Origin of the sequence: Micromonospora sp. KC213, from assembly GCF_004348325.1 — a bacterium.
Taxonomy (GTDB): domain Bacteria; phylum Actinomycetota; class Actinomycetes; order Mycobacteriales; family Micromonosporaceae; genus Micromonospora.
In genome coordinates, this window is the sequence record NZ_SMKF01000150.1 from 1 (window position 1) to 15,035 (window position 15,035).

The 15,035-nt window shown below is 71.9% G+C and carries 13 protein-coding genes and 1 pseudogene; 5 read left to right on the forward strand and 9 right to left on the reverse strand.

The window, feature by feature from the left end; genetic code table 11:
• Positions 1 to 502: pseudogene (locus E1166_RS23890) on the reverse strand (hypothetical protein); the annotation flags it as partial.
• Between the two features lie 76 nt (positions 503 to 578).
• Positions 579 to 1,577, reverse strand: coding sequence for a hypothetical protein (locus tag E1166_RS23895; RefSeq protein WP_132342201.1), 999 nt, complete (start codon positions 1,575 to 1,577; stop codon positions 579 to 581).
• Between the two features lie 122 nt (positions 1,578 to 1,699).
• On the opposite strand from E1166_RS23895, the gene E1166_RS23900 reads away from it, so the two are divergent.
• From E1166_RS23900 to E1166_RS23915, 4 genes are all read left to right on the forward strand, one after another.
• On the forward strand, positions 1,700 to 2,989 hold the full coding sequence (locus tag E1166_RS23900) for an adenylosuccinate synthase (RefSeq protein ID WP_132342203.1): 1,290 nt from the start codon (positions 1,700 to 1,702) through the stop codon (positions 2,987 to 2,989).
• Positions 2,990 to 3,146: 157 nt separating this feature from the next.
• Entirely contained in the window at positions 3,147 to 3,971 is an 825-nt protein-coding gene (locus E1166_RS23905; RefSeq protein ID WP_347813037.1) for a VOC family protein, read from the forward strand.
• 109 nt (positions 3,972 to 4,080) lie between these two features.
• Positions 4,081 to 5,328: a phosphoribosylamine--glycine ligase gene (gene purD / locus E1166_RS23910; protein ID WP_132342205.1), complete on the forward strand. Its 1,248-nt coding sequence runs from the start codon at positions 4,081 to 4,083 to the stop codon at positions 5,326 to 5,328.
• A 40-nt stretch (positions 5,329 to 5,368) separates the two neighbouring features.
• Positions 5,369 to 5,779 carry a hypothetical protein gene (locus E1166_RS23915; RefSeq protein ID WP_132342207.1) on the forward strand — a complete coding sequence of 137 codons (411 nt, stop codon included), beginning with the start codon at positions 5,369 to 5,371 and terminating at the stop codon, positions 5,777 to 5,779.
• Between the two features lie 55 nt (positions 5,780 to 5,834).
• Here the strand turns inward: E1166_RS23915 and E1166_RS23920 are convergent, their stop codons facing one another.
• The 7 genes from E1166_RS23920 to E1166_RS23950 form a co-directional block, all read right to left on the reverse strand.
• Positions 5,835 to 6,740, reverse strand: coding sequence for a siderophore-interacting protein (locus E1166_RS23920; protein WP_132342209.1), 906 nt, complete (start codon positions 6,738 to 6,740; stop codon positions 5,835 to 5,837).
• A 30-nt stretch (positions 6,741 to 6,770) separates the two neighbouring features.
• Positions 6,771 to 8,879 (reverse strand): iron ABC transporter permease, encoded by a 2,109-nt coding sequence (locus E1166_RS23925; RefSeq protein WP_207914459.1) that lies wholly within the window; start codon positions 8,877 to 8,879, stop codon positions 6,771 to 6,773.
• Positions 8,876 to 9,856, reverse strand: a complete 981-nt coding sequence (locus E1166_RS23930; RefSeq protein WP_132342211.1) for an iron-siderophore ABC transporter substrate-binding protein — start codon at positions 9,854 to 9,856, stop codon at positions 8,876 to 8,878. Before E1166_RS23930 ends, E1166_RS23925 begins: the two co-directional genes overlap by 4 nt.
• A 33-nt stretch (positions 9,857 to 9,889) precedes the next feature.
• Positions 9,890 to 10,723, reverse strand: a complete 834-nt coding sequence (locus E1166_RS23935) for an ABC transporter ATP-binding protein (RefSeq protein ID WP_132342213.1) — start codon at positions 10,721 to 10,723, stop codon at positions 9,890 to 9,892.
• 208 nt (positions 10,724 to 10,931) lie between these two features.
• Positions 10,932 to 12,491 (reverse strand): AMP-binding protein, encoded by a 1,560-nt coding sequence (locus E1166_RS23940; protein WP_132342215.1) that lies wholly within the window; start codon positions 12,489 to 12,491, stop codon positions 10,932 to 10,934.
• 151 nt (positions 12,492 to 12,642) lie between these two features.
• A complete protein-coding gene (locus E1166_RS23945; protein WP_132269541.1) occupies positions 12,643 to 13,857 on the reverse strand; it encodes an acyl-CoA dehydrogenase family protein in 1,215 nt (404 codons plus the stop codon).
• A 1-nt stretch (position 13,858) separates the two neighbouring features.
• Positions 13,859 to 14,311 (reverse strand): SCP2 sterol-binding domain-containing protein, encoded by a 453-nt coding sequence (locus E1166_RS23950; protein WP_132342217.1) that lies wholly within the window; start codon positions 14,309 to 14,311, stop codon positions 13,859 to 13,861.
• Positions 14,312 to 14,384: 73 nt separating this feature from the next.
• Between E1166_RS23950 and E1166_RS23955 the strand changes: the two genes are divergently transcribed.
• On the forward strand, positions 14,385 to 15,023 hold the full coding sequence (locus E1166_RS23955; protein ID WP_207914460.1) for a TetR/AcrR family transcriptional regulator: 639 nt from the start codon (positions 14,385 to 14,387) through the stop codon (positions 15,021 to 15,023).
• Positions 15,024 to 15,035: the final 12 nt, after the last annotated feature.

The window sequence follows — 15,035 nt, forward strand, 5'->3', positions numbered from 1 at the left end:
GGCCGGGGTGGGTCTCGGCGGCAGCCGCCGGACCGGTGTCGACCGGATCCGCGGCGTCCGGGACGCCGACCGGATCACCCGGGCCGACCCTGCCGGCGTCAACCGGCGTCATCGGCTGGTCCAGGGTGAACGGTAGATCGAGGTCCACCCGGGGGGTCTGCCCCGGGGGCACGCGCTGCCCGGGTGCGCCGTCCCCCGTCGGCCCGCCACCGTCCGGGCGCGACCGGGACTGCTCCGGCCCGTGCTGCTCGGGCGGGGCGACCGGCACCGTCGGCTCGGCCTGCAGCGACGGCCAGTCCCCGTCCGGCGGCGGCGGGGCCCAGGCGGCGGTCGCCGGCGGCCGGCCCACCTCGGCGGTCAGCGACGGGTACAGCGTCGAGGTCGGGCCGCCCCGGGCCGGGGCGGGATCGGTCGCTTCCGACGGCCAGAGCGGTTCGATGTCCCGTTCCGGCACCGGCTGCTGGCCGGGCAGTCGCGCCCGGTCGGCGTTCTCGTCCACCACGGTTCCTCCCCATTCCTCCTGCCGAGGATAGGCCGTCCCGTTCTGGTGACGGAGGGTAGCGGAGTGCCGGTCGGGGTCAGTTCGTCCAGACCGCCCAGGCACCCGGCTCGATCCACCAGGATCGTTTCCGGCTCAGCTCGCCCGCGACACCGTCGTCGAGGAAGGGAACCCGCTCGTCCCGGGGCACGACCGCCACGGCCCGGCCCCGGGCCCGGCGGACCTCGAACCGGACCTTCCTCCTGCCCAACGCGGAGCGGGTGACCACGGGAACGGCCACCGCGACCTCCAGTACGCCGTCGGCCGGGTCCGGCCCGGCGAGCAGGGGCAGTCCGTCCAGGCTCGCGTACCCGCCGGCGTTGCCGACCGCGCAGGCCAGGATCGGGTCGTCGCCGGCGGAGAGCACCGCGTCGTCCACCTCCACCCGGCCGCGCCAGTGCAGCGGGCGGCCCGCCTCGTCGGCCGCGCCCAGCAGCGCGCCGTCCAGGGTGACCGAGCCGGCGTCGTTGCGCAGCAGGTCCAACCGGCGGGCGGTGCCGTCCAGCACCGCGTCGGCCACCGCCGCCGGGTCGCGCGGCAGCCCGAGCTGCGCGGCGAGATCGTGCCGGCCGCCGGCGCGGGCCGGGTCGAGCGGAAGGACACCAACCGGCGGCAGGTCCGGCACGGTGCGGTGCTCGGCCAGGTCCGCCGGGCGGCGGCTGGGTGGTGGGGCGTACCGGCGGACCAGCCGGCGCAGCACGGCGCGCAACTGAGCGTCACTGGCCGTAGCGACGACCAGTCGGGTCTTGGGGTCCGAATCGGGCCAGGTGAGGCCGTCGGGGCGCGGCGGGGCGTCCAGCCGCGCCAGCACCTCGTCGATCTCGGCATCGGACCGGGCGGTCACCGTCGTCACCCGGGCACCCCGGGCCGTCAACGCGTCCGCGCAGGTCAACACCGGTACGCGCGGCGTCTCGCAGCGTTCCTCGCGCGATGCCGGGGCAGCCTCGTCGGTGCCGCCGCAGCAGGCTCCGCCGCTGCCGCAGCCCCCACCGGGAGCGTCCCGCTCCGAGCCGAGGGTGAGCAGCACCACGTCGTACACGAAGGAGCCTCCTGCTTCTCGACGAACCCCTGCCGGTTTAGCCGTCACTACTTGTTAGCCTGACACCCCGGGCTCGCTGACCGGTCGCCGCCTGGCACCCGAGCCTTCTGGAGGCGAAGAAGATGCCAGCGATCGTGCTCATCGGCGCTCAGTGGGGCGACGAGGGCAAGGGCAAGGTTACCGACCTGCTGGGTGAGCGGGTCGACTACGTGGTGCGCTACTCCGGCGGCAACAACGCCGGGCACACGGTGATCACCCCGGATGGGCAGAAGTACGCGCTGCACCTGATGCCGTCCGGCGCACTGTCGCCGAGCGCGATGATCGTCATCGGCAACGGTGTGGTCGTCGACCCGAAGGTGCTGCTGGCCGAGATCGACGGCCTCGCCGAGCGGGGTGTGGACGTCTCCCGCCTGCGCATCTCCGGCGACGCGCACCTGATCATGCCGCACCACCGGGCGCTGGACCGGGTGGTCGAGCGGTACCTGGGCAGCGCGCGGATCGGCACCACCGGCCGGGGCATCGGCCCCGCGTACGGCGACAAGGTCGCCCGGATGGGCATCCGGCTGCAGGACCTGCTCGACCCGGGCATCCTGCGCAAGAAGCTGGAGCTGGCGCTGCGCGAGAAGAACCAGCTGCTGTTCAAGATCTACAACCGCAAGGCGATCGACGTCGACGCGACGCTCGAGGAGTACCTGGGGTACGCGGAGCGGCTGAAGCCGTACATCGCGGAGACCCGGGTCATGCTCTGGGACGCGCTCGACCGGGGCGAGACGGTGCTGCTGGAGGGTGCGCAGGCCACCATGCTCGACATGGATCACGGCACGTACCCCTTCGTGACCTCGTCGAACCCGACGGCCGGTGGGGCCTGCGTGGGCGCGGGCATCCCGCCGACCGCGATCAGCCGGGTGATCGCGGTCAGCAAGGCGTACACCACGCGGGTGGGCAGCGGCCCGTTCCCGACCGAGCTGTTCGACGACAACGGCCAGCATCTGCGCAAGATCGGCCACGAGTACGGCACCACCACCGGCCGGGAGCGGCGCTGCGGTTGGTTCGACGCCGTCGTCGCCCGGTACGCCTGCCGCCTGAACGGCGTCACGGATCTGGTGGTCACCAAGCTGGACGTGCTCACCGGCCTGGCGAAGGTGCCGATCTGCGTCGGGTACGAGATCAACGGTGAGCGCTTCGACGACATGCCGATGACGCAGACCGACTTCCACCACGCGAAGCCGATCTACGAGGAGCTCGACGGCTGGTGGGAGGACATCTCCAAGGCCCGGACCGAGGACGAGCTCCCGGAGAACGCCCGCCGCTACATCGCGCGCGTCGAGGAACTCACCGGCACCCGGGTCAGCGTGGTCGGCGTAGGCCCCGGCCGGGAAGAGAACGTCCAACGCCACCCCCTCCTCCCCTAACCCGCCCGGGCCTGCCCCCGGCGATCATGAGGTTGGCGGCGGTGTTGGTGATCGAACCACCCGCCAACCTCATGATCATCGGGTGGCGGCAACCGGGTTATCCACAGGCTGTGGAGGGGTTATCCACAGGGGGTGTGGACGGGGTCTGCTGCGGGTCATGGGGCGGGCAGAGGTGCTGCGGCGAATCGCCGCCGCGCAGGACGGCGTGGCGCTGCGCCCCCCGGGTCGACCGCCGGATGTCGGTGGGGCCTGGCAGGGTCGGGGCATGATCGGAGAACTCAAGACCGTCGTCGTGGACGCTGCCGACATCGTGGGCCTGTCCGCCTTCTACGCCGGGCTCGCCGGCTGGACCCAGATCTATGCCGACGACGAGTGGATCACGATGACCACCGGTGACGGCTGGCGCATCGGCCTGCAGTACGCGCCGGTCCATGTGCCGCCGCGCTGGCCCGATCCGGCGTACCCGCAACAGGCGCACTTCGATCTGCGGGTGCCCGATCTCGCCGAGGGCACCGCGCGGGCCGTGGCCCTGGGCGCGACCCTGCTCCGGGAGAACGAGACCTGGCACACCCTCGCCGACCCGGCCGGCCACCCGTTCGACCTGTGCCTCAAGGCCGACGACCCGAGGACCACGCTGATGGGTGTCATGCTCGACTGCCCCGACGCCGAGGAGCTGTCCGCGTTCTACAGTGAACTGCTCGGCAAACCGATCACCTACCAGGGCGACGGCATGGCGATGATCGGCGAGGAGGGCGCGCGGCCGATCCTGTTTCAGCAGGTGGAGGGCTACACCTCGCCGCAGTGGCCGGTTCCGGCTCGGCCGCAGCAGTTCCACCTCGACGTCACGGTCGACGACGTCGACGCCGCGGAGCGGGCGGCGCTCGCGATCGGCGCGCGGCGACTGCCCGGTGCCGGCGACAACTGGCGCGTCTACGCCGACCCGGCCGGCAAACCGTTCTGCCTGCTCTGGCCGGTGGAGTGACCACCCCCACTCCGGTTGATCACGAAGTTGCCGACGCGGTTGATCTCACCGGCTGCCGCCAACCTCATGATCAACACGAGTGGGGCTCGGGGCAGTAGGATGCGGGGTCGTGCGCGTACTTCTTGTGGGAGGCGGCGGGCGGGAGCATGCCCTCGCCCTCGGGCTCGCTGACGACCCGTCCGTGGAGATGCTGGTGGCGGCGCCGGGTAACCCCGGTATCGCCTCCGTCGCCGAGCTGCGAGAGGTGGACACCGCCGATCCGGCCGCGGTCGCGGCGCTCGCCGTGGAGTTGCGGGCGGAGCTGGTGGTGATCGGCCCGGAGGCGCCGCTCGTCGCGGGGGTCGCGGACGCCGTGCGCGCCAAGGGCATCGCCGTGTTCGGCCCGTCCGCCGAAGCGGCCCGGCTGGAGGGTTCCAAGACCTTCGCCAAGGAGATCATGACGGCGGCGGGGGTGCCCACCGCGCGGGCCCACACCTGCACCGACCCGCAGAGCGCCGCCGACGCCCTGGACGACTTCGGCCCGCCGTACGTGGTGAAGAACGACGGGCTGGCCGCGGGCAAGGGCGTGGTGGTCACCGACGACCGCGCGATCGCGCTGGAGCACGCACGCGAGTGCGGCCGGGTGGTGATCGAGGAGTACCTGTCCGGGCCCGAGGTGTCGCTCTTCGTGGTCACCGATGGCGAGGCGGCGGTGCCGCTGCTCCCGGCGCAGGACTTCAAGCGGGTCGGCGACGGCGACACCGGCCCGAACACCGGCGGCATGGGGGCGTACGCGCCGCTGCCGTGGGCGCCGCCGGACCTGGTCGACGAGGTGATGACCGACGTCGTGCACCCGACGCTGGCGCAGATGCGCCACCGGGGCATCCCCTTCACCGGCCTGCTCTACGTCGGGCTGGCGCTCACCGCGGCCGGCCCTCGGGTGATCGAGTTCAACGCCCGCTTCGGTGACCCGGAGACGCAGGTCGTCCTCGCCCTGCTGGAGACGCCGCTGGCGGGGCTGCTGCACGCCGCCGCCACCGGCACGTTGGCCGCGCACCCGCCGCTGCGCTGGCGCGACGGCGCGGCGGTCACCGTCGTGGTCGCCGCCGAGGGCTATCCGGCGAAGCCGCGTACCGGTGACGTGATCACCGGCGCGGACCGCGCCGGGGTCATCCACGCCGGCACCCGCCGGGACGCCGACGGCACCCTGCGCTCCGCCGGGGGCCGGGTGCTCTGCGGTACGGCCACCGGTCCGGACCTGGCCGCCGCCCGGGACGCCGCCTACGCCCTGGTACGCGGCATCGAGCTGGCCGGCGCGCATCACCGCTCCGACATTGCCGCCGCAGCGGTCGAGAGCCGGATCGCCGTACCCGACTGACCGGCATGGTCTTGCGAGAACCGGTGCCGGGTGGAGCTCCGTGGAGATCGCCCTGCTGAAGCACACCTTCCTCGCGTCCGACACCGCCGCCGCGCTCCCCCCGACCGACGCGACCAGGCAGGCCCTCGACCTGCTCGTCACCCACCTCGTCGAACAGGCCGGCCGCCACCCACTCCATCTCGGCCCCCGCACGGTCCTCGCCACCCTCGGCCTCCCAACACTCACCTCCGTCCACACGGACAACCCCGACATCGGGCAGGTCCTCCGGATGTCGCCGCGGCATGGATTTTCTGGACCGCGATCGAACGCCGCCTCCCCCGCGACGCAGCCGACCGCCTCGAACAAGCCGCACACCAGGCATGCGGAGCACTCCACCCCAGCAAGGAGCAGAGCAGCGAGCCCGGACCCTGGCCGATCGCAGCTTCAGCTGCGGATCAAGTTGACGGTGTAACTCAGGTGGGTTGGGTTCTACTTGCGGCCTGCGGAGAGGCGTCAAGCCGATTGGGTCACGCGGTGGCGGCGCGGCCGAGTCGCCAGTAGCCCATGAAAGCCACCGCGCGCCGGTCGAGGCCCCGCTCGGCGACCAGGTGCCGACGCAGGGTACGGATGACGCCCGCCTCCCCCGCCATCCACGCGTACAGCGGCACAGCTGGGACCTCCTCCGGGACCTCCCAGAGGATCTCGGTGTCCACGTTCACGTCCGTGATGTGCCGGGCGTCCACCGGTGCACCTCCGGTCAGCAGGTCCTCCGCCGCGGCGGCGACGGCCGGCACCAGTCGGCTGCCGTGCCCGCCCGCGCCCCGGGGCAGCCAACCCACCTTGATCCCCGGGGGTGTGACCAGCGGCAGCAGGTCGCCGGCGTCGGGCACCTCTAGCAGGACTGTTCCGCACGCATCGAGTGGGAGGCGTTCGCAGATGCCGCTGATCGCCGGCACGGCCGTCTCGTCCCCGGCTAGCAGCAGGCGGCCGGTCGACGGGGGTCGGAACTCGACCCCGCCGTGGTCCCCGCCGTAGCCGGCGTCCGGCCCTAGGATGGCGATCTCATCACCGAGGCCCACTCGCCGAGCCCAACGGGTGGCCGGGCCGCCGTCGCCGTGCAGGACCAGATCCACATCGACCTCGAACACCTGCGAGCGGACCGCGCGGACGGTATAGGTACGCAACGGGTTGCGCTCATGCTCCGGCAGGGCCCGCCACTTCGCGTACCAGTCCGGACCGTCGGGCAGGTGCGCCCCATGCTGACCCGGCAGCGGCAATGCCAGCCTGATTCGCTGGTCGTAGCCGTTGTCGGCGAAGCGGTCAAGATCGGGTCCGGTGAACGTGACCCGCGTGAACGACGGGCTGAGCCGGCGTACCGCCCGGACCTCCACAGCAAACAGCCGCCAAGGGGCGACGGTCAGGTTCTCGGTCATGCTGCCTCTTTGATGCTCGGGCCGGGCGTGCTACCGGGCGGTGGTCGCTGTAACGCGCGAGCGCCACAGCAACCAGACGAAGTACGGGGTGCCGATCATGGCGGTGACCAGACCGGCGGGAATCTGGGCCGGGGCTATGACGGTGCGACCGAGGGTGTCGGCGATGCTGACCAACGCGGCGCCGATCAGGGCGGCGACCGGGAGCACCCGGGCGTGCCGGCTCCCGACGAGTGCACGGGCCATGTGCGGTGCCACCAGACCGACGAAGCCGATCACGCCGACGGCGGAGACCGCGGTGGAGGTGAGCAGGGCCGCCGCACCCAGGGCGACCAGCCTGGTTCGTTCCAGCCGGACGCCGAGCACCCGGGGGGTGTCGTCGTCGAGGGCGAGCAGGTCCAGTTCCCGCCGGGCAGCAACGACGGCCGGGGTGAGCACCACCAGGGCGATCACCACTGGCAGCACCTGAATGGCGGTGCGGCCATAGGTGGAGCCGGACAGCCAGGTCAGGGCCTTGCCGGTGTTCCACGGGTCGAACGCGACGATCAGGAAGGTGATCACCGCCATGCCGCCCTGCCAGGCTCCGAAGCCGATCAGCACCAACCGGTCAGAGTTGAGGCCCCCCCGCCACGCGACGCCGTAGACCAGGGCGAACGCCAGCATCGCGCCGAGGCCGGCGACGCCAGAGACCGCCCAGACGCCGGCCAGCGGGACGAAGGTGAGCAGCGCGACGGCGCCCAGGCCGGCGCCGGCGGTGATGCCGAGGATGCCCGGTTCGGCGAGCGGGTTGCGGCAGACCGCTTGCACGGTGGTGCCGGCGACGGCCAGGGCCGCGCCGGCCAGCACCGCCGCCGCGACCCGCGGCCACCGCTGGTCCAGCACGAAGGTGTACGCCGGCCCGGTGGTCCCGTTCAGCCAGTTGGCGATGTCACCGAGCAGCAGCCAGGTGTCACCGACGAGCATGCCGACCGCCACGGCCGCGACAGTGATCACGGCGGCTGCGGCGACCACCGTACGGTGGAAGGCCGCCGAGCGGACCGCTGCGCGTCCGGCCGGCGGGCGGCGGGTGGGTCCCGCGTCGCGGTGCCGGCGCGCAAGCCAGATCAGGACGGCCGCGCCGAACAGGGTGGTGACCACGCCGGTGGGGATGTCCACGCCTGCCTGCCCGCCCATGATGGCGCGAAGCAGCACGTCCGAGCCGAGCACGATGAGCGCCCCGGCGAGGCCGGATAGCGGCAACAGGAGCCGGTGCCGGTGCACCCCGGGCACCACGGGGGCGAGCAACCGGACGATCACCGGTGCGCAGAGGCCGACGAAACCGACCGGTCCGGTGAGCGTGACCGCGGCGGCCGACAACAGTACGGCCAGCACGGTGACGACCAGTCGAGTACGACGCACGTCGATGCCCAGTATGGTGGCGGTGTCGTCGCCGAGGGCGAGGACGTCGAGGCGGTGCGCGAGCAGCATCAGCGCCATGACGGCGCCGGCCATCACCGGGGCGAGCTGGGTCAGCGCGACCACATCGCTCTGCACCAGCGATCCGTTGCCCCAGGCGAACAGGCCGATGGTGGCCTGCTCGAACAGCAAGAGCAGCAGCATGGTCACCGAGCTGAGCGCCAGCGCGGTCGCCGAGCCGGCGAGGATGAGGCGGGTGGTGCCCGACTGTCCCCCGCCGGACATGGCCATCACCAGGCCAGCGGCGGCGAGGCCGCCGCAGAAGGCGAGGCCACCGGCGGGTAGGGCGGGTAGGGCGACGCCGAACGAGGCGACGGCGACGATGGCCAGGTGGGCGCCGGCGTTCACGGCGAGAGTGTCCGGGGAGGCCAGCGGGTTGCGGGCGATCGACTGCAGGGCAGCGCCGGCGAAGCCGAGCACGACGCCGATGGCCAATCCGGCCAGCAGCCTCGGCAGCCGGGCGGCGACCAGGATCCGGGCCGCTTCGTCGTCCGTGCCGACGGTGAGCCGCAAGAGGTCGAGGGTGCCGACGCTGGACGTGCCCTGGGTAAGGTGCACTGCCCCGACCACCAGCAGGAGCAGGACCACGGCGATGAAGACCCCGACAACACGGGTCGAGGCAAGGATCCCACCCGGAGCCGGCCGGACGTCCGGCTCCGGGTGCGGGGGTGCGGCCAGCACACTCACGCCGTGTAGGTCTTCACGAGCTGGTCGATGTACTGCTTGCCGGAGAGCGGACCGCCGAAGGTCCAGAGACCGTCGGGCATCCGGTGCAGGTTGCCCTGCTTGACGAAGGGCAGCGACTTCCAGATGGCATTGCTGGCCAGGCCGTCGGCGAAGACGTCGGTGCCATCTGAGGCGTTGTAGAAGAAGTGCAGGTTTGGGTCCTTGAGCGCGGTCAGGCCCTCGACGTCGGTCTGCCCCAGGCCCCACACCTCGTCGGTCTTACCGGTCCAGGCGTTGGTCAGTCCGAGCTGGATGCCGACCTGGGAGACGAGGGCGCCCTGACCGAACATCCGGATGCTGACGGTGCTGCCCTCCTTCCAGCCGTCGGCGATGGCGAACGGCCTACCGGTTGCACCGGCCTCGGAGATCTTCTTCTTGCCGTCGGCGAGGGCTGCTTCAAAGTCGGCGAGCAGCTTCTCGGCCTCAGTGGTCTTGCCGACCGCCTTGGCGATCATGGTGAGGTCCGTACGCATCCGGCCGAGGTTGTCCGACGCGTCGCTGCCCTTGGCGACCACCACGGGTACGTACTTCTCGAGCTGGGCGACGAGGTTGGCGCCCCGGTCGTCCGCCATCACCACCAGGTCGGGCTGGAGGGCGACGATGGAGTCGACGCTCGGCTCGCCGCGGGTGCCGACGTCCTTGACGCTCGGGTCGAGCTTGGCGGCGCTGACCCAGGTGGCGTACCCCTTCGGGTCAGCGACGCCGACGGGCATGACGCCGAGGCTGACCAGCATCTCGACCTCGCCCCACTCCAGGCCGACCACCCTGGTCGCCGGGGACTTGAGGGTGATCTCCTTGCCGCGACTGTCGGTGACGGTGACCGGCCCGCCGGCGGCGGAGGCGGAGGTCTTGGGGGGCGCGGTGTCCTCGGTGGTGCCGCAGGCGCTGAGCAGCAGCGCAGCCGCGGCGACGACGAGGGTGACACGGGTACGGGTCATGATGTTCTTTCTGACGAGGTGCGAGTGGTTTGTTCAGGCCGGGATGCGGGTCAGGTGGCGCCCCACGGGTCGGGTGGTCACGAGTCCGCTGTCGGGATCGGTGGTGACCTCGATGCGGATGCCGTAGGTCTCGGTCAGGGCCTGTTCGGTGAAGACCTCGGCCGGGGCGCCGGTGGCGCGGACCCGGCCGTCGTGCAGCAGCACCACCTCGTCGGCCACCGCGGCAGCCTGGTTGAGGTCGTGCAGCACGACACCGACCGCGACGCCGTGATCGTCGGCGAGGTCCCGGACCAGGTCGAGGATCTCCACCTGGTAGCGCAGGTCGAGGAACGTGGTGGGCTCGTCGAGCAGCAGCACCGGGGTGTCCTGCGCCAGGCAGGTGGCCAGCCACACCCGCTGCAACTCGCCGCCGGAGAGCTCGTCGACCGGGCGGTCGGCCATCGAGGCGACGCCGGTGACGTCCATGGCACGTGCGATGGCGGCGGGACCATTCCGGTCGTCCGCGCGCCAGCGACCCCGGTACGGATGGCGGCCGTACCCGACCACGTCACGGACGGTGACCCCGTTGGGCACCGGGCGGCTCTGCGCGAGCAGCGTGACCCGGCGGGCGAACTCCTTGGCTGGCAGACCGGCTGCGGCGGTGCCTCCGGCGAGGTGTACCGCGCCGGCAGCGATCGGATGCAGCCGGGCCAGTGCCCGCAGCAAGGTGGATTTCCCGCTACCGTTCGGGCCCACCAGGACGGTCACGGTGCCGGGTCGCAGGGTGAGCGTCGCCCCTCGCACCACGGCCACCCCGTGATAGCCCAGGTGGAGATCGACACCCCAGAGGCTCTGCGCGCCATTGCTCGACGCCGGTCCGTCAGTCATGAAGGTTAGGCTAACCTAACCTTTTGCGAAGCTGTCAAGGTGGCTACCCGGGCGGACGGCACCCGGCGACGACGATGCCGGCAGGCGGTAACCGTCGGCCCGCGCCTGCCGCCGGCGCAGAAATGGACCGTGGGTCGAGACCGGTCGCGGGCGTCGGTGAGATTCCGCCGCCGGGACACGCACGGGGAGCGGGGGTGGTGAACCCCGGTCAGCCGTAGTAGCGGCGCAGTTCGCGGGTGAGCACCTTGCCGGTGGCGTTGCGCGGCAGGTACTTCACGAAGATCACATCCCGGGGCACGCTGAACCGGGCCAGGTAGTGCCGGACGTACTCGCGGACCGCCTCGGGGTCGAGGGTCTCGCCGGGATGCAGGGCGAGGAACGCGGCGAGGCGCTGCCCGTACTCGGGATCGGAGACGCCGATGACGGCGGCCTCGCGTACCTGGGGGAGGCCGGCGAGCAGGTCCTCCACCTCGGACGGGAAGACGTTCTCCCCGCCAGAGACGATCATGTCGTCGGCCCGCCCGTCGACGAAGAGCAAGCCGTCGGCGTTGATCCGCCCCAGGTCGCCGGTGTCGAGCAGCCCGTCGCGGGTCTCCCGCTTCGCGCCGGAGGTGTAGCCCTCGAAGAGCATCTCGTTGCCCACGAAGATCCGCCCGACCTGGCCGTGGGGCACCGGCTGGCCGTCGTCGTCGAGGATGGCCAGGCGGGTGCCGTGCGGCGGCCTGCCGGCGGTGGTGGGGGCTTTCCGCAGGTCGGCGGGGGTGGCGATGGAGGCCCAGGAGACCTCCGTCGAGCCGTACAGGTTGTAGACAACGTCGCCGTAGCTGTCCATGAACCGGGGCGCGAGGCCACCGGGCAACGCCGAGCCGCTGACCGCGACCACCTTCAGCGGGGGCCGTGGGTCCGGCGGCGGCACGTCGAGCAGTCGCTGCACCATGACGGGTACGGCGAACAGCGCCTGGCACTGGTGGGTTACGAGCGCCTCCAGCGTGGCCGCGGGATCGAACCGTCGCTGCAGGACAACGGTGGCGCGCAGCGCGAAGGAGACCTGGAGGGCGGCGAACCCCCAGGTGTGGAAGATCGGCGCGGCGATCAGCACGGTGTCCCGGGTGTGCAGCGGGATCCGGTCGATGATGGACACCAGCGGTCCGAAGCCGTTGGGGGTGGGGCGGCGGGCGCCCTTCGGTGCGCCGGTGGTGCCGGAGGTCAGGACGATGGTGCGGCCGTCCCGCTCGGGTGGTTGCAGCTCGCCGGGGAGCGCGGCCGCGATCAGCTCCTCGTGCCGGCGTTCGTCGACCCGCTGCACCTCGGCGGGAAGGCCGATGACCCGTTCGGCGAACTCGTCGTCGTGCACCAGGACCCGCAGGCGCTGTTCCTCGGTGACGGTGGCGAGTTGCGCGGCGGACAGCCCGCTGTTGACCAGCACCGCGTCCGCGCCGAGCACGGTGGCGGCGACGATTCCCTCGATCAGCCCGCGGTGGTTGCGGCAGAGCAGCCCGACCCGGTCCCCGGCCTGCACGCCGAGGGCGCTGCGCATGGTGCGGGCCAACCGTTCGGCCCGATCCAGCAGTTCCTGGTAGGTCAGCTCGCCACGGTCGTCGATCACTGACACCCGGCCCGGGTCCCGTGCGGCGGCCTGGCGCAGCTCGCCGGTGATGCTCCAGCCCCACTTACGGAGCGCGCCGAGCTGCGAGGCGACCCGGATCGGCCGGCCGGGGGTGAGCAGCCCGCGCTTGGTCAGCGTGGCCACGACGAACGGCAGGTCCATGCGGCGGGCCTCCTTCGGGGCGGGGTGCGGTGCGGGGCTGCGCGCAGCCCCGCACCGGCGGTTCACCGTTCGATCATGCCCCGGCGAGCGACGCCCTCCCAATTCGTGCACGGGCGGCACCGCCGCTGGTGCCGGCACCGAGGGTGACGACTCAGCGGATCTGCATGCCGGAGATGGCGCGGGAGATGACCAGCCGCTGGATTTCGGAGGTGCCCTCGAAGATGGTGTAGATCTTCGCGTCCCGGTACCAACGCTCGACCGGGTGGTCACGGAGGAAGCCGGCCCCGCCGAGCAGTTGGACGGCCTTCTCGGTGACCGAGACGGCCACCTCACCGGCTTTGAGCTTGGACATCGAGCCCTCACCGGCGGCGAAGGGACGGTTGTTGCGCCCCATCCAGGAGGCCCGCCAGACCAGCAGCCGGGCCGCGTCGATCTCCATCTTCATGTCTGCCAGCGCGAACGCGACCGCCTGGTTGGCGATGATCGGTCGTCCGAACTGGACCCGGTCCTTGGCGTAGTCCAGGGCGTACTCGTACGCGGCCCGGGCGACACCGAGTGCCTGGGCGCCGACGGTGGGCCGGGACAGCTCGAAGGTCCGCATCGCCGCCTGGCCGGAGGCCCGCTGCCCGGACCTGGCTCGGGCCAGCCGCTCGTCCAGGGCCTCCTTGCCGCCGAGCAGGCAACGCCCGGGTACGCGTACCTCGTCGAGGAAGACGTCGGCGGTGTGCGACGCGCGCAGGCCGAGCTTGCGCAGCTTGCGGGTCGCGTTGAGCCCCGGTGTGCCCGGCGGTACGACGAACGCGGCCTGCCCGCGCGAGCCCAGCTCGGGCTCGACGGAGGCGGTGACCACGTGGACCCCGGCGATCCCGCCGTTGGTGGCGTACGCCTTCTGCCCGCGCAGCACCCACTCGTCGCCGGCCTCGTCGTAGACGGCGCGGGTGCGCATCGCGCCGACGTCCGAGCCGGCCTCCGGCTCGCTGGTGCAGAACGCCGCGACGGCCGGGGAGTCGATGTCGCCGAAGCACTGCGGCACCCATTCGACGAGTTGGTCGGGGGTGCCCGCGCCGTAGATGGCGGCCACCGCGAGGGATGTGCCGAAGATGCTCAGCCCGATGCCGGCGTCACCCCAGAACAGCTCCTCGCTGGCGATCGGCAGGGACAGGCCGGTGGGGTCGGCCCAGCAGGTGGCGAGGAACTCGAACCCGTACAGGCCGACCTTCGCCGCCTCCTGGATGATCGGCCAGGGGGTCTCCTCCCGGTCGTCCCACTCGGCAGCGGCCGGGCGCACGACCTCGGCGGCGAAGCCGTGCACCCAGTCGCGGAGATCCCGCTGTTCCTCGGTCAGGTCAAGCGAGAACTCGACCATGTCAGGCCTTGGGGATGTCGAACAGGTTGGCGATGTTGGCGGCCAGGCCCAGGTCACCCTTGGCCTTCAGCTTGCCGGTCATGAACATCATGACCGGGTTGGCGCCGCCGGAGACGATCTTGAGGAACTCGACCGGGCCCATGGTCAGGCTGAGCTTCGGGTCGTGCTGCGGGGTCTCGTTGACGGTGCAGGTGCCGTCGGCGATGACCACCTCGTAGGTGTCGGCGCCGCCGTCGGGCCGGCCGGTGATGTTCCAGTGGATGACGGCGTTGGTGGAACCGGCCCGGTCGGCGCGGAACAGCTGCGGCATCCGGCCGAAGACCTCGCTGAGGATCTTGCCGCGCAGGTCACCGGACATCACCTCGGCGATCTTGCTGTCCGGGGTGGACTTGACCAGCTGGGCGAACTCCTTGGGGCCGACGTTGGCGAAGTTGGCCGGGTCGAAGTCAGTCATGGGGTTGCACCTTCCGGGGGTGTGAGTGGTTACTCAGGCGTAACCTTACGTGCGAGTAGGTATGCTGACAAGAGTGTCCAGCACACCCACCTTCAAACGCCTGCCTCGGGCCATCCGCGAGCAGCAGATGCTCGATGCCGCCGTCCGGGTCTTCTCCCGCCGTGGCTTCCACGCGGCCAGCATGGACGAGATCGCCGACGATGCCGGCATCTCCAAACCGATGGTGTACGCGTACCTCGGCACGAAGGAAGAGCTCTTCGTCGCCTGCCTGCACCGGGAGACCGCCCGGATGATGGAGGCCATCGCCGGCGCCGCCGCCCCCGACCTCCCCGCCGACCAGCGGCTCTGGCGCGGGCTGCGCGCCTTCTTCGGCTTCGTCGGCGCGCACCGCGACGGCTGGAAGGTGCTCTACCGGCAGGCCCGAGGCTCCCAGCCGTTCGCCGCGGAACTGGCCGCCATGCGCGCCCGGCTGGTCGGGGTGGTCGCCGGCATGCTGGACCACGCGCTGCGCGCCGAGGGGCGCGAGGTGGCCGAGACCGAACTGGAGGTCGTCGCGTACGCCCTGGTCGGCGCGTCGGAGTCGCTGGGCGACTGGCTCGCCGACCACCCCGACGCCGAGCCGGAGAAGACCGCCACCCGGATGATGAACGTCGCCTGGCTCGGCGCCGGCCAGCTGCTCGGTGGCGTCACCTGGCGCCCCCCAGCGAACTGACATCCCCCGGGG